Origin of the sequence: Acinetobacter sp. ACZLY 512, from assembly GCF_023614015.1 — a bacterium.
Classification (GTDB): domain Bacteria; phylum Pseudomonadota; class Gammaproteobacteria; order Pseudomonadales; family Moraxellaceae; genus Acinetobacter; species Acinetobacter soli.
Genome location: NZ_JAKIVI010000012.1, coordinates 58,228 through 81,422, shown reverse-complemented (window position 1 = coordinate 81,422; position 23,195 = coordinate 58,228). Strand labels below are relative to the sequence as shown.

At 44.0% G+C, this 23,195-nt stretch carries 25 protein-coding genes; 7 read left to right on the top strand and 18 right to left on the bottom strand.

The genetic code is table 11. From position 1 onward, the window contains the following. Positions 1-208 precede the first annotated feature (208 nt). From trxA to L2096_RS13190, 3 genes are all read left to right on the top strand, one after another. On the top strand, positions 209-535 hold the full coding sequence (trxA, locus tag L2096_RS13200) for a thioredoxin (protein ID WP_004940451.1): 327 nt from the start codon (positions 209-211) through the stop codon (positions 533-535). Positions 536-873: 338 nt separating this feature from the next. Beyond that, positions 874-2,142 carry a transcription termination factor Rho gene (gene rho / locus L2096_RS13195; RefSeq protein ID WP_004940453.1) on the top strand — a complete coding sequence of 423 codons (1,269 nt, stop codon included), beginning with the start codon at positions 874-876 and terminating at the stop codon, positions 2,140-2,142. Between the two features lie 418 nt (positions 2,143-2,560). Next, positions 2,561-2,827, top strand: a complete 267-nt coding sequence (locus tag L2096_RS13190) for a hypothetical protein (RefSeq protein WP_151746641.1) — start codon at positions 2,561-2,563, stop codon at positions 2,825-2,827. A 178-nt stretch (positions 2,828-3,005) separates the two neighbouring features. Here L2096_RS13190 and L2096_RS13185 read toward each other — a convergent pair whose 3' ends face one another. The 3 genes from L2096_RS13185 to pheS are packed head-to-tail and all read right to left on the bottom strand — an operon-like array spanning position 3,006 to position 6,693. After that, a complete protein-coding gene (locus L2096_RS13185; protein ID WP_004940460.1) occupies positions 3,006-3,299 on the bottom strand; it encodes an integration host factor subunit alpha in 294 nt (97 codons plus the stop codon). Next, the gene (gene pheT, locus L2096_RS13180) at positions 3,296-5,677 is read right to left on the bottom strand and encodes a phenylalanine--tRNA ligase subunit beta (protein WP_250365608.1); all 2,382 of its coding nucleotides are present in this window, start codon (positions 5,675-5,677) and stop codon (positions 3,296-3,298) included. Before pheT ends, L2096_RS13185 begins: the two co-directional genes overlap by 4 nt. 35 nt (positions 5,678-5,712) lie before the next feature. After that, a complete protein-coding gene (pheS, locus tag L2096_RS13175; protein WP_004940464.1) occupies positions 5,713-6,693 on the bottom strand; it encodes a phenylalanine--tRNA ligase subunit alpha in 981 nt (326 codons plus the stop codon). A gap of 155 nt (positions 6,694-6,848) precedes the next feature. On the opposite strand from pheS, the gene L2096_RS13170 reads away from it, so the two are divergent. Continuing rightward, the gene (locus L2096_RS13170) at positions 6,849-7,868 is read left to right on the top strand and encodes a hypothetical protein (RefSeq protein WP_250365607.1); all 1,020 of its coding nucleotides are present in this window, start codon (positions 6,849-6,851) and stop codon (positions 7,866-7,868) included. Between the two features lie 51 nt (positions 7,869-7,919). On the opposite strand, the gene L2096_RS13165 is transcribed toward L2096_RS13170, so the two are convergent. From L2096_RS13165 to rpmI, 3 genes are all read right to left on the bottom strand, one after another. Continuing rightward, positions 7,920-8,117 (bottom strand): hypothetical protein, encoded by a 198-nt coding sequence (locus L2096_RS13165; protein ID WP_004940467.1) that lies wholly within the window; start codon positions 8,115-8,117, stop codon positions 7,920-7,922. Positions 8,118-8,325: 208 nt separating this feature from the next. Continuing rightward, positions 8,326-8,685, bottom strand: coding sequence for a 50S ribosomal protein L20 (gene rplT, locus L2096_RS13160; protein WP_000124858.1), 360 nt, complete (start codon positions 8,683-8,685; stop codon positions 8,326-8,328). 11 nt (positions 8,686-8,696) lie between these two features. Then, a complete protein-coding gene (gene rpmI / locus L2096_RS13155; protein ID WP_002054552.1) occupies positions 8,697-8,891 on the bottom strand; it encodes a 50S ribosomal protein L35 in 195 nt (64 codons plus the stop codon). A gap of 236 nt (positions 8,892-9,127) precedes the next feature. On the opposite strand from rpmI, the gene L2096_RS13150 reads away from it, so the two are divergent. Both L2096_RS13150 and L2096_RS13145 read left to right on the top strand, forming a co-directional pair. After that, positions 9,128-10,381: an MFS transporter gene (locus L2096_RS13150; protein ID WP_250365606.1), complete on the top strand. Its 1,254-nt coding sequence runs from the start codon at positions 9,128-9,130 to the stop codon at positions 10,379-10,381. A gap of 81 nt (positions 10,382-10,462) precedes the next feature. Beyond that, entirely contained in the window at positions 10,463-11,197 is a 735-nt protein-coding gene (locus tag L2096_RS13145) for an energy transducer TonB (RefSeq protein ID WP_004940472.1), read from the top strand. A 21-nt stretch (positions 11,198-11,218) separates the two neighbouring features. Here L2096_RS13145 and L2096_RS13140 read toward each other — a convergent pair whose 3' ends face one another. The 5 genes from L2096_RS13140 to thrS form a co-directional block, all read right to left on the bottom strand. Beyond that, positions 11,219-11,644 carry a YqaA family protein gene (locus L2096_RS13140; protein ID WP_040053962.1) on the bottom strand — a complete coding sequence of 142 codons (426 nt, stop codon included), beginning with the start codon at positions 11,642-11,644 and terminating at the stop codon, positions 11,219-11,221. Positions 11,645-11,761: 117 nt separating this feature from the next. Continuing rightward, positions 11,762-12,382, bottom strand: a complete 621-nt coding sequence (locus L2096_RS13135; RefSeq protein ID WP_004940476.1) for a glutathione S-transferase N-terminal domain-containing protein — start codon at positions 12,380-12,382, stop codon at positions 11,762-11,764. 306 nt (positions 12,383-12,688) lie between these two features. Then, complete coding sequence (locus L2096_RS13130) at positions 12,689-13,009, bottom strand: DUF7709 family protein (RefSeq protein ID WP_151796741.1); 321 nt, start codon at positions 13,007-13,009, stop codon at positions 12,689-12,691. Positions 13,010-13,128: 119 nt separating this feature from the next. Then, entirely contained in the window at positions 13,129-13,680 is a 552-nt protein-coding gene (gene infC, locus L2096_RS13125) for a translation initiation factor IF-3 (RefSeq protein WP_076033019.1), read from the bottom strand. A 5-nt stretch (positions 13,681-13,685) separates the two neighbouring features. Next, positions 13,686-15,608 carry a threonine--tRNA ligase gene (gene thrS, locus L2096_RS13120; protein ID WP_004940482.1) on the bottom strand — a complete coding sequence of 641 codons (1,923 nt, stop codon included), beginning with the start codon at positions 15,606-15,608 and terminating at the stop codon, positions 13,686-13,688. Between the two features lie 413 nt (positions 15,609-16,021). Here thrS and L2096_RS13115 point away from each other — a divergent pair, with 413 nt between their 5' ends. Further along, on the top strand, positions 16,022-17,665 hold the full coding sequence (locus L2096_RS13115; RefSeq protein WP_250365605.1) for an acyl-CoA synthetase: 1,644 nt from the start codon (positions 16,022-16,024) through the stop codon (positions 17,663-17,665). Positions 17,666-17,778: 113 nt separating this feature from the next. Here the strand turns inward: L2096_RS13115 and yjgA are convergent, their stop codons facing one another. Genes yjgA through pcnB form a run of 7 tightly spaced genes read right to left on the bottom strand, consistent with a single transcriptional unit; the run spans position 17,779 to position 23,100 of the window. Next, complete coding sequence (gene yjgA / locus L2096_RS13110) at positions 17,779-18,312, bottom strand: ribosome biogenesis factor YjgA (protein WP_025096095.1); 534 nt, start codon at positions 18,310-18,312, stop codon at positions 17,779-17,781. A gap of 2 nt (positions 18,313-18,314) precedes the next feature. Then, entirely contained in the window at positions 18,315-18,584 is a 270-nt protein-coding gene (locus tag L2096_RS13105; protein WP_025096094.1) for an HPr family phosphocarrier protein, read from the bottom strand. Further along, positions 18,581-19,432, bottom strand: coding sequence for an RNase adapter RapZ (gene rapZ, locus L2096_RS13100; RefSeq protein ID WP_250365604.1), 852 nt, complete (start codon positions 19,430-19,432; stop codon positions 18,581-18,583). Before rapZ ends, L2096_RS13105 begins: the two co-directional genes overlap by 4 nt. 21 nt (positions 19,433-19,453) lie before the next feature. Then, positions 19,454-20,299, bottom strand: coding sequence for a pantoate--beta-alanine ligase (panC, locus tag L2096_RS13095; RefSeq protein ID WP_250365603.1), 846 nt, complete (start codon positions 20,297-20,299; stop codon positions 19,454-19,456). Between the two features lie 3 nt (positions 20,300-20,302). Continuing rightward, positions 20,303-21,112, bottom strand: coding sequence for a 3-methyl-2-oxobutanoate hydroxymethyltransferase (gene panB / locus L2096_RS13090; RefSeq protein ID WP_004940501.1), 810 nt, complete (start codon positions 21,110-21,112; stop codon positions 20,303-20,305). Between the two features lie 39 nt (positions 21,113-21,151). Further along, complete coding sequence (gene folK, locus L2096_RS13085) at positions 21,152-21,637, bottom strand: 2-amino-4-hydroxy-6-hydroxymethyldihydropteridine diphosphokinase (protein WP_004940504.1); 486 nt, start codon at positions 21,635-21,637, stop codon at positions 21,152-21,154. Continuing rightward, on the bottom strand, positions 21,634-23,100 hold the full coding sequence (gene pcnB, locus L2096_RS13080) for a polynucleotide adenylyltransferase PcnB (RefSeq protein ID WP_149930542.1): 1,467 nt from the start codon (positions 23,098-23,100) through the stop codon (positions 21,634-21,636). The genes folK and pcnB overlap by 4 nt, the downstream gene beginning before the upstream one ends. Between the last annotated feature and the right edge of the window lie 95 nt (positions 23,101-23,195).

Sequence of the window (23,195 nt, the reverse complement as noted above, 5' to 3'; positions counted from 1 at the left end):
GCTGATCTTTTAAGCTTGATTTCCCCTTAGATCGCCATTTTACGATAGTGAATTACGATTACAAGTATCGCAAGCATCCATTAGACAAAATTCACATAACCTTGAATAATACGAATCAACCCTTATATTGATCTAGAAGGTTATGTCATACTTAATTTCTGTATTTGTCTAACTTCTATATCCGCAAAAAATAAATTTGGAGCGACCTATGTCTGCCACTATTGTAAATACAACTGATGCTAACTTCCAAGCAGACGTTTTAGATGCTGAAACTCCCGTTCTTGTAGATTTCTGGGCAGGCTGGTGTGCACCTTGTAAAGCAATTGCACCTGTTCTTGAAGACCTGTCTCGTGAATACGAAGGTAAAGTCAAAATTGTAAAAGTGGATGTAACTGCATGTGAAGATACTGCAGTGAAATACAACATTCGCAACATCCCTGCACTTTTACTTTTCAAAGATGGTGAAGTGGTTGCTCAACAAGTTGGCGCTGCACCGCGTTCAAAACTTGCTGCATTTATCGATGACAACGTATAAGCCGATTTATACGCACCATCATCAAATACGCTATTGTTCGATAGCGTATTTTTTTTGCATGGAAATTGACAATCACCCTGATCTGACTTATAGTTCTTGAGCAGGAAGTGCTGAAGGAAAATCACTTCATTTGCCTCCTTTTCGCAAGACACAAAACATAAGATCGCCGCTCGGCAACAGAAATTGCTTCACCTATTTCTATACTGAAATAACCAAACAAACTTCTGCGTTTGTGATTGTGCAAGTGCGATTCTTATCGTCATTTGAATGCTTGCGGCTGACCTTTATCTCTTTCCATTTCTGTGCTCCACACACTCCTTTTATCTATCTGACCACTTATGAATTTAACCGAACTCAAGAAAAAACCGATTGGCGAACTCATTAAGATTGCAGAGTTTATGGGCCTTGAAGGTATGGCTCGTAACCGCAAGCAAGATATTATCTTTGCCATCTTGAAACGTCATGCAATGAATGGCGAAGAGATTTTTGGCGACGGTGTTCTCGAAATTCTCACTGATGGTTTTGGTTTTTTACGTTCAGCTGCTGGTTCTTATCTGGCAGGTCCAGACGACATTTATGTGAGCCCGTCCCAGATCCGTCGCTTTAACTTGCGCACCGGTGACACCATCACAGGAACGATTCGCCCACCTAAAGAAGGTGAACGTTACTTTGCATTGCTTAAAGTTAACCAGATTAACTACGATACGCCTGAAAACTCGCGTAATAAAATTTTATTTGAAAACCTCACACCGCTTTTCCCAACCGAACAACTGGTGATGGAGCTGGGTAACGGCACCACAGAAGATTTAACGACGCGTGTAGTCGACTTAATCGCACCGATTGGTAAAGGTCAGCGTTCAATTATCGTTGCGCCGCCAAAAGCCGGTAAAACCATGTTGTTGCAAAGTATTGCACAATCGATTGTTCGCAATAACCCAGAAGTGTTCCTGATTGTTCTTCTGATCGACGAACGTCCAGAAGAAGTCACCGAAATGGAACGTACCGTACGCGGTGAAGTGGTTGCTTCAACCTTTGATGAATCGCCTGCACGTCATGTTCAAGTGGCCGAAATGGTGATTGAAAAAGCCAAACGTCTGGTTGAACACAAAAAAGATGTGGTGATTTTGCTTGACTCGATTACCCGCCTTGCACGTGCGTACAACACGGTGATTCCATCATCGGGTAAAGTCTTGACTGGTGGTGTCGATGCGCATGCACTTGAGCGTCCAAAGCGTTTCTTTGGTGCTGCACGTAATATCGAAGAAGGTGGCTCACTGACCATCATCTCAACTGCCTTAATTGAAACTGGCAGTAAAATGGATGATGTGATCTACGAAGAATTCAAAGGTACAGGCAACCAAGAGATTACCCTAGATCGCCGTATTGCTGAAAAACGTGTCTTCCCTGCGATGAATATCAAGAAATCTGGTACGCGTCGTGAAGAACGCCTGATGGACGAAGATAACCTGCGTAAAGTCTGGATCTTGCGTAAATTGCTTCATCCTATGGATGAGCTTGCCGCAATGGAGTTCTTACTGGATCGTATGAAAGAAACCAAAACCAATGATGATTTCTTTGACCAAATGAAGCGTAAAGCCGCAAACTAAGTTTTGTTGCGAATACTCAATCTAGGCTGTCTATAACGACAGCCTTTTTTGTTTGGTTGACTTAATTTACATAAATATACAATTGACGGTTTTCTATGTTAAATTTCGTGTAAGCACTTGATTAATATCATCTTCAATTATAAAAACTGTATAAAATTTAACTAGTTAACCCGTGTTCATCCAATATAAAATTCAGTCTTGATTGTTATTTTCTGTTAAAAATCAGACAATTTTATCGTTTTTTTAGCCACTTTTTCACATCAGGCAGTAGTAATTCGCAAAGGGCAGTGATAGCATATCCGCAGACCAGTTAGACTGCTCTATGCGTTGTTACCTAACCACGTTTTAGGAATAATTAAAGCACAAACAGGCTAACGTAGGTTTTTTTTAATCTCAATTTTTTTATGAGAGTGATGCCATGTTATTCAAGAAAATCGCAATTGCTGCTGCTATCGCTACTACTTTAGCTTTCGTTGGTTGTGCAAAGAAAACTGAACAAGCTGCTGCTGACGCTAACACAGCTGCTTCTCAAGCAACTGCTGCTGCTTCTGAAGCTCAAGCTGCTGTAGACGCTGCTGCTACTTCAGCTCCTGCTTCTGCTGCTGCTGCTGCTGACGCTGCAACTAACGCTGCTGCTGCTGCTACTGACGCTGCTAAAGCTGCTTCTTCAGCTGCTGCTAAATAATCTAGATTTTAGATTATTTGAAAAAAAGAGAGCCTTATGGCTCTCTTTTTTTATGTCTGGTGATCAAGAAAATTTGATAACCAAACCGACACAATCAAATCAATTACTCGACGTACACAGCTCAACACATGGCCAATATAGCATCGGCATTTAAAAAAAGAATAAAAAAATGAGCAGGTTATTCCTGCTCATTTCCTACGCGCTGTCTAAATTTCTGACCCGCTCTAAAAGTCACAACGCGACGGGCAGAAATCGGAATTTCCTCTCCCGTCTTAGGATTACGACCTGGGCGCTCACGTTTGTCACGCAATTCAAAATTACCAAACCCAGAAAGTTTTACGTGTTCGCCTGTAATCAACGCTTGGCTGATTTCATCAAAAAATAACTCGACCATTTGTTTCGCTTCGCGGCGATTTAGGCTTGTGAGTTCGCTTAAATGATCTGCCATGTCTGCTTTTGTTAATGCTGTCATGAGGCCCTCAATGTCGCTTGATAAGTGTTTTCCAACACTTGAATTATATTATCCATACCTGACTTAATTTCAGCATCTTCAAGCGTACGAAATGGGTGCTGCCATAGAAGTGCAAACGCTAGCGAACGCTTACCCTGTTCAACACCTTGACCCGTGTACACATCAAACAACCAAGTCGAATCGAGTAGATCACCACCTGTTTGTTTAATTAACTGCTGAATATCGCTCACATTTATCTTATCACTGATTAATAAGGCAATATCACGTCGAACCGATGGAAAACGTGATAATTCTGTAAAATTAGATACATAAGATTGCAAAATCGCCTTCTGATCAATTTCAGCAACCCATGTTGTGCCCAAATCTAGTTCATTTTCCAATGATGGGTGCAAACGCCCCAAATAACCAATCGACTGTCCATCGACTAAAATCTCGGCAGATTGACCCGGATGCAACCAAACACGCTCTGAACGAACATAGCTCACATTGAGACGACCCGCAGCTAAAATTTGCTCGACTTCATTTTTTAGGTCAAAGAAATCCATTGGCTGTACTTTGCCATGCCAGAGCTCCGGTGTACGTGAGCCGACCGCAATTAGAGCTAAAGTCGGGATCTGCTGTAAATCGTGAATTGATGCTGCATGCTGATAATCAAATCGCAACCCCAATTCAAAGAAACGTACGCGACTTTGCTGACGGTTCAAGTTATGTTGCACACATGGGATTAAGCTTGAAAGCAAGGTACTGCGCATCACAGCCAAATCACTTGAAATCGGATTAGCCAAGGCCAACGGATTTACATTCGGATTGAGCTGCTTTTCAAGCTTGAGGTCTGCAAAGCTAAAGCTGATGGCTTCTTGATATCCCAAAGTTGCAACGGTTTGACGCAGTGCTGCCAATTCAAGATGATCTTGATACTGTGCAAGCTGAACATCAATTTTTGGCAAGGCAATCTGAATATTGTCGTAGCCATGAATACGCGCAACTTCTTCAATTAAGTCTTGATAAATCGCGAGATCAAAACGATGTGATGGGGGCACAACATGCCATTCGCCTGTGGCAACCACAGTCACTTCACAACCTAAACGCTGTAGTGCATCGGTAATAAAATCGGTTTCGACACGATACCCAAGTAATGCATCGACTTGCGATTGATGCAGCGTAATCGGATCACGCTTTGGCAATAGCTCTGCTTTTTCAGCCACGCTGATTGGTCCAAACTCACCACCGGCATATTGCTGAATCAATTCACTGGCGCGATGCATCGCCAGCATTGGCAATTCAAAGTCGACCCCACGCTCATAGCGCTGTGATGAATCGGTATGCAAACCGAAACGACGTGCACGGCCCGCAATCGCTAGCGGCGCGAAAAAGGCACTTTCAAGGAAAATATCACGGGTTTCATCAGTGACACTTGAGTCTAGGCCACCCATAATTCCAGCAATTGCCAAAGCTTTGCTATTGTCTGCAATGACCATAATATCTGGATTCAGCTCAACTTCTTGCTCATTCAATAAGACCAGCTTTTCCTGATCTGCTGCTTGACGAACATGAATATCGCCGTCGATTTTTGCCAAATCGAAAGCATGCATCGGCTGGCCAAGTTCCATCAATACATAGTTGGTGATATCGACCAGAATGCTGTGCGTGCGAATACCTGAGCAGCTAAGTGCATGTGCCATCCAATCAGGCGTTTGTGCTTGCACATTGACATTTTTAATGGCACGGCCCAAATAACGTGGCGCACCATCTGTCGCGAGATGAACCTGCTTTTGTTCTAAAATGCTAGATTCAACCGCAGCAATAACAGGTGGCGTAACTGCTAACTGGTTAATGACACCGATTTCACGTGCAATACCACGAATACTAAAACAATCACCGCGATTTGGCGTGATACTGATATCAATCACATGATCATCCAGCTTCAAATAGTCGCGGATGTTGGTGCCCACAGGTGCATCTTGTGGCAATTCGAGTAACCCATCGATTTTATCTTCAAGATCGATCTCAGATGCGCCGCACAGCATGCCTTGTGATTCAATACCGCGTAGCTTGCCCTTTTTAATTTTAAAATCACCCGGCAATACCGCACCAATGGTCGCAACTGGTGCTTTCATGCCCACACGTACATTCGGTGCACCACATACAATTTGTAATGGCTCACCATTGCCAATATTGACCGTAGTGACACGCAAGCGATCTGCATCTGGATGCTGCTCAACGCTCAACACTTCCCCCACGACAACCCCAGTAAATGGCTTGGCAATCGGTGCCAACTCATCGACCTCTAGCCCAAGCATGGTCAGTTGATCGGTCAACGTTTCGCTATCAATGGCTGGATTAACCCAAGTGCGTAACCAACTTTCACTAATTTTCATCTTTATAAAACCTTAAATCTAATCCTGAAAAACTGTTAGGCAAACTGACGCAAGAAACGCACATCATTCTGATAGAACATCCGTAAGTCATTAATGCCGTAACGCAACATGGCAAAACGCTCAACACCTAGACCAAAGGCAAAACCTTTGTATTTTTCAGGATCAATGCCTGCAGCACGCAGTACATTTGGGTGCACCATACCGCAGCCCAATACTTCTAACCAGCGGCCTCGTTCATCCATAATGTCTACTTCAGCACTTGGCTCTGTAAACGGGAAGTAAGATGGACGAAAACGAACCTTTAAGTCTTTTTCAAAAAATTCATTTAACAGATTGATCAACAGCCCTTTAAGCTCAGCAAAGCTGGTGTGCTCTGCCACATAAAGTCCTTCAATTTGATGGAACATCGGTGAGTGCGTCTGATCTGAGTCACAACGATACACACGCCCTGGACACACAATACGAATCGGGGGTTGGCTGGTTTCCATGGTACGAATCTGTACGCCCGATGTATGCGTACGCAACAAATGATTCACATCAAAGTAGAAAGTATCGTGCATTGCACGTGCTGGATGATGCCCCGGAATGTTCAAGGCTTCAAAGTTATGATAGTCATCTTCAACTTCAGGCCCAGTGGCAACGGTAAAACCAGCTTTGGTAAAAAATTGGCAAATTCGTTCTTGTACTTGAGTGACCGGATGAATGCTCCCCATGCGCTGGCCGCGGCCCGGTAAGGTGATATCAATCATTTCACTGGCCAGTTTTTGTTGTAACGCTGCCTGTTGTAATGCAGTTTGGCGTTCGGTCAAGGCAGCATTAATGGCTTCACGTACAGCATGAATGGCCGCACCTTGCACTTTGCGTTGCTCGGGATCCATTTTTCCCAGTGCTTTCGATTGTTCTGCAAGCTGGCTTTTTTTCCCTGTAAACAAAACTCGTACTTGATCGAGTGCAGCAAGGTCTTCAGCCGCTGCTATTGCAGCAAGCGCTTCGGTGGTCAGGGCTTCCAGTGACATAGTAACTCTCAAAGCAACAAAGTTATAAAGAAAATAAAACTCTGCATTCTAACAGTTTTTAAACGGATTGATGAAGCATAAACGCAGGAAAATTACTAGGCAGGGTATTTATAAAACGTATAAGATGAGCGCTGGTGTGAATGAGAAACTCGACAATGGCACTTGATCAAATCTGGAAACAACAACTCGCATTGGTCAGTTATGGCAATGAATATCTGAATCATGATCTTAGCTTTTCAGGCTGGAAGCAGCACAGCATCTTTACACGGCATGCACTGTATTTTCGAGATCTGATCACACAGCATTTACTGGCTCAGCATTTTCAGGTTTGGCTTGAAGGGCTTAAACAGCAAGGCGTATACCGGATTAGTCTTCATGCCTCGAATCTACTGATCGATGAAAAAAATCCAAATCCAAATGTTGAGTTGCTGTCGAGTCATGTAGTGGTGACGCACAGTAAAACACAAAAAACAGCCTGGATTATGGGTCAGGAACTTGCCGAGTGGTATTTAAGTGATCAAGCTTTTGAGATTCCCCTAAACCAACGTTCCGATACTCGTGAAACAACATTTTGGCGCTACGATTTAAGTGACAAACTCGCAAAAAAAGTTCAAGCCGATCTGGAAACTGCCAACTGGAAAGACATCTCGGCGTTTTTATCTCGTGAGTTATTTGAACAGCGCTTAGCTCAGGGAGTAGATCTTGAGTCGAACGGCAAGCCTTATTATGGTACAGATACTTTAGCCTCGAGCGAAGCAACAGGCCAATATCTCCCACTATTGCCGAGCGAGTATCCCGCCCAACTGGCACATGAGTTACTCCATAAAGTAGAACGCTTAAGCCATTTTATTCAGCAAAAGCGGCAGCATCCTTATCATGCAACAGGTGAGATGCTCAGTCCTGAAGAGCAGATTGCACTACGCCAGTTTGCCGAAAAAATTGAGGATATGCATGCCAAGCTGATTGTACGCGTAGCCAATCACTACCAATCGGCACATCCGCTTCCTGCTGCGCCAGTAGCCTCTCCACTTGAGCCACAACTGGCACATACGCCAACCGCGCAGATTGCAAACAGCACTCCACAGCATTCACATAAAGTCGGCTCGCCCAGTGTAATTAAACTGGTGCTTTTAACCATTATTATCTGTGCATGTGCCTATTATTTTGGGCTATAAGTCGGCTAAACCTGACTAGGTGCTTAATCGTGCAGAAGCCTTTAAGCACTTTTAAAAGGTGGGTTTAATTTTAAGAATAATTTTATGACCGCCATCATGTTGATTAATCACATGATGTACACCTTCTACCACGCCCTCCACTTCTGCATCTGGCCCATAAAAAACCCGGATGCTCTCTCCCAAACGCGGCAATAGTCCCAGTTCAATTTCAATCGCGCCTTGCTCGATTCCCTCAACCAATACTTTCATGCGTACGCTCCTTTTCTTATTACTGTATTCCTATTACTGTATGAAGAAGCATGTAAGCCTGTCTTATTCATCCTGTGGCAATTGTGTACATCTTTAGTCATTTTCAAGACTTAGAACTTAAAGAGGCGTAGTTGATCGATATACCTCAAGCACATTTTTAGACATAAAAAAAGACCGCTAAAAAGCGGTCTTTTTTTGAATCTCTAGCTTATGCAGCCAAAGCGCCTTTCGCTTTTTCAGCTAAAGCAGCAAATGCTACTGCATCATGCATAGCGATGTCAGCTAATACGCGACGGTCGATGATCACTTGAGCTTTTTTCAAGCCATCGATCATACGGCTGTAAGACAAACCGTTTTGACGAGCACCCGCGTTGATACGCGCAATCCATAGAGCACGGAATTGACGTTTCTTCTGACGACGGTCACGGTAAGCGTATTGACCAGCTTTGATTACCGCTTGGAACGCTACGCGGTAAACGCGTGAGCGAGCACCATAGTAACCTTTAGCGCGAGCAAGAATTTTTTTGTGACGACGATGAGCCACTACACCACGTTTTACACGAGCCATTTATAATCTCCTTAGATGTATGGGCACATACGACGAACTGAATTCATGTCAGAAACATGAACCATTACACAGCCGCGTAATTGACGAATACGTTTCGCAGATTTTTTGGTCAAGATGTGGCGCTTGAACGCTTGTTTACGCTTGAAACCGTTTGCAGTCGCTTTGAAGCGTTTAGCTGCACCACGGCGAGTTTTTAACTTAGCCATAGTAACCTCTTTTAGGCACCTGTTCGGCGCGTTTGCACCATTGCAAACCGACCTGCAGGTAAGGAAGGCGAAATCATACCGTATCTTTGTTTAAAACAAAAGCAGTTTTACTGATTCTGTTCCCTCTTTATCGTGAAATAACTGCAAGATTCTTCATCATTAAAAAATCAATATAAATGGCTATTTTTTAAGAATTCAAACTTATACTGAGTAAAAATTATCAATATACGATATTTATGAACGCTCAACAGGATGCTTTTGCCGCATTACGCTATCGTGATTTCTCTATTGTGACCATCAACCAGTTTTGCTTAACGCTGGCCATTTTAATTCAAGAAATTATCGTTGCGTACTCGTTATATACCATTACCAAAGATCCACTGACTCTGGGCCTGATCGGACTGGCAGAAGCGATTCCATTTATAGGGCTTTCGCTTTGGGGTGGCTATTTTGCCGATAAGTTCAATAAACAGCGCATTATGAAAATTTGTCTGTTTTTCTCCTTTCCTTTGCCTCTGGTACTTTTGGGGTTATTTCATGCTTATACGCTCGGACACTTATCCACCCACAGCTTAGCTTTAGGAATTTATGCCGTAATTTTTGCACTCGGTACGATACGCGGCTTTTATAACCCGTCGGCCACATCACTTAAACCCTTTCTCATCCCGCGTGAACTCTATGCCAATGGTGCCACATGGACCACGATTGGCTGGCAAAGTGGTGTGATTATTGGTCCGATGCTGGGCGGTTTTATGCTGGCATATTTAGGTCGAGAAACCAGTCTTATTAGTGTGGCCATATTGCTATTTGTCTGCTTTGTTCTAATTTCTTTGCTCAAAAAGCGTGTTTTTCCTGCCATTGAACATGATCAGTTATGGAGTAGTTTAAGTGAAGGATTTCGCTTTATCTGGAAAACTAAAATTGTACTTTGGGCGATTTCATTGGATCTGGCTTCGGTTTTATTTGGTGGCGTGATCGCTTTACTGCCTATTTTTGCTGAAGATATTTTAAAAGTTGGTCCAGCGGGACTCGGCTATTTACGGGCAGCACCGTCCATTGGCGCGCTGATCACCATGATTGCGTTAACACGTTTTCCGCCGACTCAGCATGCTTGGCGCAATATGCTTTTGGCAGTGGCAGGCTTTGGTGGTTTTACCCTTGTGTTTGCATTTTCAACCCACATGTGGCTTTCGCTCTTCGCACTGACCATGACCGGTGCATGCGACAGTATTTCCGTGGTGGTTCGTCAAACGATTTTGCAGATTTTTCCACCTGAAAATATGCGTGGACGCGTTGCAGCAGTCAACGGAATGTTTGTTTCTAGCAGTAACGAACTGGGTGCATTTGAATCGGGGCTGGCAGCAAAATATATGGGAACCATCGCAGCAACGGTATTTGGTGGCTGTATGACCCTCGTGGTGGTGGCACTGAGTTGGGCCAAGACCAAAGACCTGTTTAAAGTCGATATCACTAAAAGTTCAGAACATTAGACATTTTCTTGTTGCGAGTATTCTTTAAACAGGGAATACTTTCGCAATATTTTAATTTTAATTTCCTATAAAGAACGACGTATGAAAGCCTTTGTTTATTTGTCTTTACTCCTTTGCGTGCCCTTTGCGCATAGCCATGCACAGTCACCTGCAGCCAATGTGCAACTGAGCGCTCAAAAAAGTGCTGCACTGCCTGCACATTTAACCACGCGACTACAATGGGCCAGAACGCCTCAACTTGAATATTCAGATGCCGATTTAAATCAACAAGATCGTGCTGCAATTGTGAGGGTTGTTGCCGATGAAACCGGGCAAATCACGCAAGCGACGATTCAGGAAAGTACTGGACTTTCCAAACTGGACAATATGCTGATCAATGCCACCAAAGCGGCTTTGATTCAACCGTTTCAGGTCGATGACACAGCCGTTCCAACCATTGGATATCAGGCCTTTACCCTAAAAATCGCGCATGCGCTGAAATCTAACGATTGTGTCTATCGTTTTGATTCTGAACACTGGCGTAAGCAACAGCAAGATAAAAAAGTACCCTTTCGCTATATCGAACAACCATCATTACAAGTTGATCGTGATGAGCTCAAAGGCAAAGACCGTTACGTTCGGTTGAGCTTTAAGGTTGATAAGGCCGGAAACGTCACACGCGTTAAAATCAAGAAAGGTTCGGGTATTTATGCGCTGGATGAAAAAGTGATGCAAGCCGTAATGGGGGCCAAAGTTGAGGTCAGTAAAACCCTATGGCTTTATAAAAAATCGACGCTGAGCGATAAAATCAATTTTTCTTTGGATGCCTGTCAGTAATTGTGTCACGTGACTTAAGCATCACATCACGCCAAGGTAGAGCAAATAAATACACAAATAACGCCCTGCTTTGGCGATGGTGACCATCAACAAAAAACGATAAAAGTTTTCTTTTAACACACCTGCAATAAGGGTAATCGGATCACCAATAATCGGCACCCAGCTTAAAAGCAACGAATAAAACCCATAACGATGATAAATCGTCTGTGCCTTTTGCATATGTTGCTGCGAAACCGGAAACCATTTTTTATGTTTGAACTGCTCAATCTTGATACCGAGCCACCAATTTACACATGAGCCAAGTACATTACCAACCGTCGCCACCAGAAGAAGTACAACGGCGGGTTGTTGCTTCAATGCTAAAAATGAAAAGAGTACTGCTTCAGACTGTAAGGGCAACAAGGTTGCTGCACCAAAGGCTGAAATAAATAACGCCAGATACTGCATCATGCTGTATTGAGTAAGATGAATAAATCGATGGACTACTATGTCAGATTAATAAAAAATGTCCATCATTATGGACATTTGATCAACACGCACGGTACATGATTTGGCAACGCCAATTTAAACAATACTCAACGATAAGGCTTTTTGTACAGCCGGTCGAGCGGTTAAACGCTCAATATAATCCTGCACATACGGATAGTCGTGCAGGTCAATCGACTGCCATTCATGACGCAGTGCCCAAGGCAAAATCGCCATGTCTGCAATTGAATACTCACCAGCCACAAACTTCTGACCAATCAACTGGGTATTGAGCACCTTGTATAAACGCTTACTTTCTGTGACATAGCGATCAATCGCATACGGAATTTTTTCTGGTGCGAAACGGCCAAAATGGTGGTTTTGTCCAAGCATCGGGCCAAATCCACCCATTTGCCACATCAACCATTGTTCAACTTCTACGCGTGCCTGCTCATCGGTCGGATAAAACATGCCGGTTTTTCTGCCTAAATATTGCAAGATAGCACCCGACTCAAAAATTGAAATCGGTTGGCCATGTGGGCCGTTTTGATCGACAATTGCAGGAATCTTGTTATTTGGTGAGATACGTAAAAAATCAGGCTGAAACTGATCGTTGTCTAGGATATTGATGGGATAAATCTTGTATTCCAATCCCATTTCTTCAAGTGCGATGGTGATTTTGTGTCCATTGGGTGTACCCCAATAATATAGGTCGATCATGAAATACCTTCTTATCCTATTTTTCTATCTATGATTGTTTGTGTACGTTTATAACATGATTTTCATGTTATAAAAGCAGCACCAAACAGGTTTTATTCTAACAGTCACTTTGCTTAACAACCTTAAAGAAAATCACAAGATGAGAATTTTAGATTTTTTTCTTAAAAAAACCAGCCTATATTATATAATGCCTCGCCAAATTCTGGTTGGTCAGTCTAAAAAAGTTGCAAAGATTAAAAGCACTACAGTTTTGAGTTCTTAATTCACACAAAAAGTATCAGTTCTAAACTTCTTTTTCGTATCTTATTATTGGTGTTTTAATGCATATTGCTTGGCGTGTTCACCTACAAATTTACGACCAGCATTATCACCCTGTACCCATTCATTTATTGAAAATAGATCGAACAGTCCCACTTTAAATAAAGTTGGAATTGCCAAGATCAGTTCTTGCTCTACCTCACCCCGAGCACCTTCATTATAAAGCTGAATGTTGTATAGCATGGTTGCAACGGTTCCTGTCTGAACCTGCGTACCATCTTTAAGCTTTACCACTGGAAGCACTTCACCTTGCTCTACTACTTTTTGATTAACATTGGTAAGTTGTTCTGTACCTTCGAGCTGAGTCATATTTTTCTCCTTAAGTTTATTTTTATATAGATGAAGGTATTTTTTAAATTTTCAATTGTATGTAAACGAAACCATAAAAAAACGCAGCGATTAGGCTGCGTTTTTTTATTTGGATATACTTACTTTTTCTTTTTCGGTCCAAGTAACATACCCATTTGACGACCTTCCATTTTTGGTGCTTGTTCAACAACACCATAATCTGTCACGTCTGCTTCAATTTTTTGCAACTGAGCAAGACCCAACTGTTGATGTGCCATTTCACGACCACGGAAACGCAATGTGATTTTAACTTTGTTACCTTCTTCAAGGAACTTTAAAATCGCACGAAGTTTGACCTGATAATCACCTACATCCGTTGCTGGACGTAGTTTGATTTCTTTCACTTGCACCTGATGCTGTTTTTTCTTCGCATCTTTTTGCTTTTGCTTTAGGTCAAACAAGTGCTTGTTGTAATCCATGATTTTACAAACAGGTGGTTCTGCATTCGCAACGATCTCGACCAAATCGAGTTCGACTTCTTCTGCAGCACGCAACGCTTCATTTAATGAAACGATTCCTTTTTGTTCCCCATCTGCACCAACGAGACGCACTTCTTTAGAACGAATCTCGTCATTAATCGCAGGACGGTTACTCTTTGCACCTTGTTGTTGGTTACGGTCAGGCTGTTTAATCTCTCTTACTCCACAATGTACCGGCCACGTTCGGCAACGGCAGATTTCACCAAGTCGACGAATGCATCGATTGACATGGTACCTAAATTTTTTCCTGAGCGAGTACGAACATTAACAGTACCTTCCTCAACCTCGCGGTCACCTAATACTAAAAGGTACGGAATACGCTCAAGTGTACGCTCACGAATCTTAAAGCCGATTTTCTCATTTCTCAAGTCAGAAATCGCTCTAAGACCATTTTCTTTGAGTTTTGCCACTACAGATTCACAGGCTTGAGCTTGAGAATCGGTAATATTCATCACACATGCTTGTACAGGCGCCAACCAAGGTGGCATAAACCCAGCATAGTGTTCAATAAGTATACCAATAAAACGCTCGAAACTGCCAAGTATTGCACGATGCAACATCACAGGCTGATCACGTTCATTGTCTTCTGTCACAAAAGAGGCATCTAGACGGATTGGCAAGTTGAAGTCACATTGAATAGTACCGCACTGCCAGACACGGCCCAAGCAGTCTTTCAATGAAAATTCGATTTTCGGACCGTAGAATGCACCTTCACCCGGCTGTAATTCCCACTCAAGACCCGCAGCATCCAAAGCATCTGCCAAAGATTTTTCTGCAAGATCCCAAAGTGCATCATCACCAACACGTTTTTCAGGACGCGTAGACAATTTCATTTGTACATCTTCAAAACCGAAGTCTTTATAGACATCAAGCGTCAACTGAATAAAGTCTGCCACTTCCTTGCCAATCTGTTCTTTGGTACAGAAGATATGTCCATCGTCTTGCGTAAAGCCACGCACACGCATAATGCCGTGCAATGAACCTGACGGCTCGTTACGGTGACAAGAACCAAACTCGGCCAAACGTACAGGAAGGTCACGATACGATTTCAAGCCTTGATTGAACACTTGTACGTGACACGGACAGTTCATTGGCTTAACGGCATAGTTACGGCTTTCTGAATGTGTGGTAAACATGTTTTCTGCATAGTTGGCAGCATGTCCCGACTTTTCCCAAAGTGTAAAGTCGACAATTTGTGGCGTACGAACTTCTTGGTAGCCGTTGTCTTGCTGAACTTTACGCATGTATTGTTCAAGCGCTTGATAAATCGTCCAGCCATTGGCGTGCCAAAACACCATACCTGGTGCTTCTTCTTGCATATGAAACAGATTCAGTGCCTTACCGATTTTACGGTGGTCACGTTTTTCAGCTTCTTCAATACGTTTTACATATGCAGCCAGCTCTTTTTTGTCTGCCCATGCTGTACCGTAAATACGCTGCAACTGTTCATTTTTCGCATCACCGCGCCAGTATGCACCCGAAATCTTGGTCAATTTAAAGTTTTTCAAGAATTTGGTATTTGGCACATGTGGTCCACGACACATGTCCACATATTCCTGATGGAAATATAAACCCATTGCCGTTTCATCAGGCATATCATCGATCAAACGCAGCTTGTAAGTTTCACCACGCGCTGAGAATTCTTTGATAACCTCTTCACGAGGCGTCATTTTCTTAATGACATCATAGTCTTGATCGATCAGCTGCTTCATGCGTGCTTCGATTGCAGCCATGTCGTCTAGCGTAAAAGGTTTTGGACTAAAGATGTCGTAGTAAAACCCTTCTTCGATGACTGGACCAATCACCATCTGTACATCAGGGAACAATTGCTTAACCGCATGGCCAACCAAATGTGCACAAGAATGGCGAATGATTTCGACACCTTCTGGGTCTTTTGGAGTAATAATTTGTAATGTCGCATCTTCAGTGATGAGATCACATGCATCGACCAGGCGATCGTTCACTCGACCTGCAACGGTGTTTTTTGCAAGGCCAGGCCCTATACTTTGGGCGACTTGCATAACAGATACAGGCTGATCAAATGATTTTTGATCACCATTTGGCAATGTGATAATTGGCATAAAAAAATCCTTAAGGAGTGATGCCCCGCACAATGGAGCATATCACCGCGAGATTATGATCGAGGAAAGCCTCAAAAGATAAAAACGGTGGATGGGTTAAATTAAATCGAACCGGAATTTTACACCTCTTCGATCACACTGCAAACCTATTCATCAATAAAAGAGCAATTTGATTCAAAATCATAAATTTTATGGGGCTGCAAACCGTATATTCAAGAGGTCGTGCTGATTTGTAACGCATGCACTATAGACAGCACAGGTTTTTTGGCGCTAAAAAATAATCAGAAAAGATGAGTATAAAGCGCCCATTGATTGAGACAAAGTATGCAGCCTAAGACTAAAGCATAAATGAATTGAAGCCTTCAAGCGCCTATCTTTTCAAGCAGATTAGAACAATTAGATGGAGTAGAGACATGGTGAGTGCTTATGATGAGTTTCCACGCACGCCCGCGAATTTTGTTGCATTATCACCATTACGATTTTTAGAACGCGCAGCCTATATTTATGCCGAGCAGGCTGCAATCGTTCACGGTTCACGCGTGATTACATGGAAAGAAACGTATCAGCGTTGCCGACAATTTGCAGCCCAGCTTAAACAACTCGGGATTCAAAAAAACGATACCGTGTCGGTATTGTTACCCAATGTGCCTGCCATGATTGAAGCACATTTTGCAGTGCCCATGAGTGGCGCGGTACTCAATACCATCAATACCCGACTCGACGCCAAAACTGTGGCTTTTATGCTAGAACATGCTGAAAGCAAGGTCTTATTGGTCGATCAGGAATTTGCTGGACTGGCCAAAGCTGCCCTCTCGCTGGTGAAGCAGGATATTTTTGTGATTGATGTCGACGACGCAGAATATGAAAACTGTTTTAGCCCGCCGATTGGTGAAATTGAATACGAAGATTGGCTCTGTGAGGGAGATTCCGAATTTGAATGGACACTTCCCGACGACGAATGGGACGCCATCAGTTTAAATTACACATCAGGCACGACGGGAAATCCCAAGGGAGTGGTATATCACCACCGCGGTGCTTACCTGAATGCGGCCAGCAATATGATGGCTTGCGGCATGACACCTCGCGCCAAATATCTCTGGACTCTGCCTTTGTTTCATTGCAATGGCTGGTGTTTTGCTTGGACGATCGCTGCCAATGGCGGTACTAACTACTGCTTGCGTAAAGTTGATCCAGCTTTGGTCTTTCAACTGATCGAAAAGCATCAGATCGAGTATTTTTGTGGTGCGCCAATTGTACTTTCGATGTTGATTAATGCCCCTAAAAATCAGCAGATTGCCTTTGAACATCGTGTTGAGGTACTCGTTGCAGGCGCTGCACCGCCTGCCGCGATTATCGAAGGCATGCGCAAGCTAGGCGTAAATGTCACGCATGTATATGGATTGACTGAAACCTACGGCCCATCTGGACTATGTGCCGCACAGGCTGGCTGGAACGACCTGAGCCTAGAAGAACAGGCCAAATTACATGCACGTCAGGGTGTGCCCTATCCGCTTCAAGACAGTATGCGCGTTTTAGACCCGGAGACCCTAAAGCCCGTACCTGCAGATGGAGAGACACTTGGTGAGATCATGTTTCGCGGCAATATCGTAATGAAAGGCTACCTGAAAAACCCTGAAGCCACTCAGGCGGCATTTGCAGGAGGCTGGTTTCATTCTGGCGATCTGGCCGTTTGTCAGCCCGATGGTTATGCCAAAATTACTGATCGAGCTAAAGATGTGATCATTTCAGGAGGAGAAAACATTTCATCCTTAGAAATTGAAGAGGTGCTATACCGTCATCCTGCCGTGTTGACCGCAGCAGTCGTGGCCAAACCCGATCCGCAATGGCAAGAGGTTCCCTGCGCATTTATCGAGTTAAAACAGCATGCAGAGGCTACACCTGAAGAAATCATAGAGCATTGCAAAAAAGAACTGGCACGCTTTAAGGTACCCAAAGATGTAGTGATTGCCGAAATTCCGAAAACATCGACGGGAAAACTACAGAAATTTATTTTACGTGAATGGGCCAAAGAGCGTGCAGTAGGCGAATTTGGTTAATTTTCATTGAAGTTAAAAAGCCCGCTCATGCAAATTGAACGGGCTTTTTTGACAAGAATTTTTGAAGGAATTGTATCAGCACAAACTATGGCTGATATTTTGTCAGAACACTGTTAGTTATCTGATAATAAAGCCACTTGCTGTACATAATTGAAAAACTTCAGCTTCGAAGCAGCCAATTCCTCTTCACCTGCGCCTTGAGTAATATCGCGCTGAACACGCAATACATGCTGACGCAAGGTATGACGTTCTGATGCATTGTGCAATTTGCTGAACTCGTTGACAGCTGGGTCACCCTGCTCGATCATCCGATCAACCCAACGTTGCAACTGTGCTTGTTTCTTTGCACCTTGTTGAGGTGTCAGATACGATAAAATCACCGTTTCATCTTCATTACGGAGTAATTTGCCGATGCGCTGATACTGTCGGCGTTTTGCTTCGAATGAGCTAATGGTTTGAACATCTAGCAAGGCATCAATCAAACGTTCATCTACTGGGAGTTTTTGAATCTGTTTTGCCGAAAGCTGAGCCAGTTGCTCACCCAATGCTGCCATACGCTGTACAGCTTTTTTTTGCTCAGTTTTGCTCGCACGTCCTTCTAAAGAATCGAAATCATCTTCATTAAAACGCTGGGTACGACGTGCCACGATTAATCTGCCTCATAAAATTTTGCAGCGAATAGTGCCTGAATTTCTTCCTGTGCTTTTTCTTCATCCGCACCTTCAATCACTAAACGCAAAGTGGTTCCCTTACCGGCTCCGAGCATCAGTAAGGACATAATGTTTTTTGCATCGACCAGTTTATCGCCTTTACCAATCTGGATAGACGAGCGGAACTTGGTGGTGACTTCAATCAGCTTTCCAGATGCGCGTGCATGCAAGCCAAGTTTGTTAATGACATCTAGCGTGGTATCAATCATAACCAGTGCTTCATTTCTCTGTGTAAGACCTGAATAGACCATTTTGCCTCAAGCGCTTTTTTTAGTCTATCTACAATATAAACTGAACGATGCTGACCACCCGTACAGCCGATCGAGATCGTCATATAATGACGATGCCCTTCTGCAAACACAGGCAACCATTTGTCCAGAAAGTGAAATACGTCATCAAACATTTCATTGGTTTGATCACTGGCTTCCAAAAACTGACGAACGGGTTCATCTAAACCCGAAAAACGACGTAATTCTAAATCCCAATGCGGATTTGGTAAATGCCGTACGTCAAAAACATAGTCTGCATCGAGTGGAATACCATGTTTGTAACCAAAAGACTGCAAGATCAGAATCAGTTTGTCGGACTGGCCCAATTTAGACAACAGCGTATGTTTCAGATCATGCACGCTTTTGTCGGTGGTATCGATGTGCACGGTCGAGCGAAACTGAATCGGAAGCAGCAGTTGTTTTTCTTCCTGAATACATTCCGTCAGGCTTTTAAAGCGACTGGCTAACGGATGCGGACGACGCGACGCGCTAAATCTGGCAATCAGTTCCTGATCTTGTGTCGTCAAATAAATCACATCGACCGTTCCATGCTTTTGCAATTGCTCAAACACCAGGTCAAATTCCTGCATATCTGCGCGCGTGCTTCGCACATCTACCCCAAGAGCCAGTTGCTCCAGATTATTTTCATGATCCAGCTTGGCGACAATTTCTGGCAACAATGCCAAAGGCAAATTATCTATACAGTAGTAACCCAAGTCTTCAAGTACCTGTAGTGCCGAGGATTTTCCGGAACCTGATTGACCTGTGACGATAAGAATACGTTTCATGGCATGGATGTCCTGTCGAAATTATGCCTTAAACTTGACCTGCAAATTGTCGATAAGTCGCGTATTGCCCAGCTTGGCTGCAATAAACAGCACCAGATCTCGATCAAAATTTGAGACAGGCTGCAAATTTGGCTGTCGCGCTTCCACATAATCGACCTTAAAACCGGCATTGCTCAATGTCGCTTTGATGGTGGCCAATACCGACTCTAGCGTCTCACCTGCATGCAATTGTACTTCTGCATGTTTTAAGGCTTGATAGATGGTCGGTGCGGTTTGGCGATCGGCCTCAGATAAATATCCATTGCGCGAGCTGAGCGCCAACCCATCTGCTGCGCGTGCAATTGGCACGCCAATAATATCAATCGGCAGATTTAAGTCTTGAACCAATTGACGAATCACTGCGAGCTGTTGATAGTCTTTTTGACCAAAAAAAGCTACATTGGGCTGCACAATATTAAACAGCTTGGTGACCACGACAGCCACACCATCAAAATGTCCAGGACGCGACTTACCACATAAATCGTCAGTGATCTCGGCCACCGAAATATTGGTTAAGCGTGGCTGCTTGCCATACATTTGCTCAACCGTAGGTGCAAACAAGATATCGCAGCCCACATCGGCCAGCAGATGACTGTCTTGCTCTAATGTCCGCGGATAGCTTTCAAAATCCTCACCTTCACCAAACTGGATCGGATTGACAAAAATACTGACCACCACAATGTCACACAGTTTTTTTGCTTCGCGAACAAGGTTCAAATGTCCTTGATGTAAATTCCCCATGGTTGGTACAAAACCAATAATCTTTCTTGAGCTACGTGCAGGATGAAGTGAAGCTGTTAATCCCTGAATCGTGGTTTCGGTTTTCATAAATTACAGCTCTACCTGAAAAGTATGTTCGGGTGCAGGAAAACTCTGATCTTGAACTGCAGCGTGATAAGCTTTCATGGCATCCACAATTGCCGTCTCGCCGGATTGTTCTTTCATAAAATTACGGACAAAACGTGCCAGTTTACCAAAGGTCAGTCCAAGCATATCTTGCACCACCAGCACCTGACCATCGGTCTGGTTGCCTGCACCAATGCCAATCACGGGCACTTCAGGAAAGAGCTGTGCAATTTCTTCGCCTAGCTGTGCTGGCACACATTCGAGCAATAAGATCGCAGCACCCGCATCAACCACAGCCTGACAGTCTGCAATCAGACGATCTGCGGCATCGCGTGTTTTCGCTTGCAGTTTATAGCCACCAAAAACATGGACCGATTGTGGTGTAAGGCCTAAGTGTACACATACAGGAATACCGTTTTGTGTCAAAACACGAACCGATTCGCTGAGCCATGCTCCGCCTTCAATCTTGATCATTTGGGCGCCCGCCTGCATGACCTGTTTGGCACTTTTCAGGGCATCTTGTAAGGTGGCATAACTCATAAATGGCAAGTCTGTCATGATAAAGGCATGCTGATTACCACGACGAACTGCCGCAGTGTGATAAGCCATATCTTCGACCGTAACAGGTAGTGTCGAGTCATGCCCCTGGATGGCCATACCCAAAGAGTCACCAATCAAAATCGAATCGACTTGAGCGATTTCCATGGCTTTGGCCATGCTTGCATCGTAGCAAGTCAGGCACGAAAATTTACGCCCCTGCGATTTAAATTTTTTTAAGTCACTTAGACTAATCATTACGATGTCCTCTATCGACGTTTCCACATAGAAACGCGCTTATTCAGCCCAGTCACTCGCTGCCAAAACTGTCAGCGACGGTGCCTGTGCCAGCTTTAACTCATTTAAATGTTGACCTTTTACGACAAGGTTCTTATTCAGATCCAATAAGGGCACCACCACAAAATCGCGCTCCAAAAGCCCGACGTGTGGAACCGTAAGCCGCTCATGCTGAATCTCTTGATCAGCATACAACAGCAAATCCAGATCTAAGGTGCGCTCACCCCAGCGACGTAAACGCACACGTCCTGCATCCTGTTCAAACTGCTGTAAATGATCGAGCAGTTCAAGTGGACTAAGTGTTGTTTCAAGCTGTGCCACTGCATTTAAATAGTGCGGTTGATCTTGCGGCCCCATGGGTGGGCTTTCATACAACCTTGAAACTCGAACCTGTCCAAGCTGTTTCAGCTGCTCTACAGCACTGCGCAGAATCTCACGTGACTCACCCAGATTACTGCCCATCCCAATATATGTGGTGTAACTCATTGTGTCGGCCCGAAAACCACGTGCTGTAGATCACGCTGAACGCGCTTGCGCTTAAGAATAGGATGATCGGCAGATACCCCACTCTCAGTTGCACGCGACTGCGTAGCCGCCTGATGACGTGGCTCACGTGATTCAGGCTTGCTTTGTGCACGTCGGTCACGACGATTACGTGGTTCAGGCGCATCAACCAATGGCTCGATGTCTAAACTTTCACGTGTATCAACTGGATCAAGCTGTTGCTTACGGCGCGATTTAGCACGCTGACGATTGTACTTCGCGATCATGGCTTCTTTGCCATCTGCATTAAGCAACTGGTACTGATCCCACCATTCGCCCATACCTTCGGTGGTTGAATCGCCTGATTTTTCGCGCAGTAGTAGAAAGTCAAAGCCTGCTCTAAAACGTGCATGCCCGGCTAAAGCTTCAATTTGCTGTGGTTTTGGATTGAGCAGTCGGGTTTGCATCTCCCACACTTCGCGAATAAAGGTTTCGGCAAAACGTGGAATCACAGTACGGGTCGCTTGGCGTTTTAACACATCCAGACCAGCCTGCGCTCGCGCTTCGGCAGGCACTACACCTTTTTGCAAATAAAACTCGCAGCGATCTGAAAATGAACGCCACAACAGTACAGCATAGAAAAACGCTGGATTAATGGTTTTTCCAATCTGGATACGCTGATCGGTATTACGCGCAGCACGCTCAATGAACGGGGTGATATCGGGTTTAACATCGGCAAACAATTGACGCCAGATATCAAACTCAATCAGCATCGGCAACACGCGTGCCAGATGTCCCATAGTAAAGAGCTTTTGTGATTCATCATAAAGTCGATGTGGTGATACATCGCGCAGCAATTGAGTCATCTCGACATCAAAAATTTTGAGAATCTCTGGGTCGATCGTAAAGTCGAGTTTTGCAGCAAAGCGCAATGTTCGGAGCATTCGCACCGGATCTTCTTCAAAACGCTGTGTAGGATCACCTAGCAGACGCAATGTTTTACTTTTGATATCGGCAACAGCATCACAAAAATCCAGCACAATCCCTTTACGTGGCTGATAGTACAGCGTATTGATAGAGAAATCGCGTCGGGCAAAGTCTTGCTCGATGGTTCCCCAGTTGTTATCACGTAAAATCATGCCCGAAGCACTGGTCACCGCTTTTTTGGGTGGTGCTCGAAAGGTCGCAACCTCAATCAGCTCACGCCCAGAATAGACATGTGCCAACTCAAAACGACGACCAATAATACGGCATCGACGCCCAAAAACCTCTTTGACCTGTGAAGGTGTTGCATTGGTTACAGCATCGAAATCCTTTGGATTAAGCCCGAGCATTAAATCTCGAACTCCCCCACCCACAATGTATGCTTCATAGCCTGCTTTGGTGAGACTATCGATCACATCTAAAATTGAAGCAGGTAACTGTGTGGTTGATAGCCCACATTTTGACGCGCGCAAAGTTTGCAAAAGACGCTGTCTCCTACGTCAGGACGTTAATAATAAGATGTTGCTAATCATATCTCTAACCTGAGTAAAGGGCAATTTGATTCTCTCACTGCTTT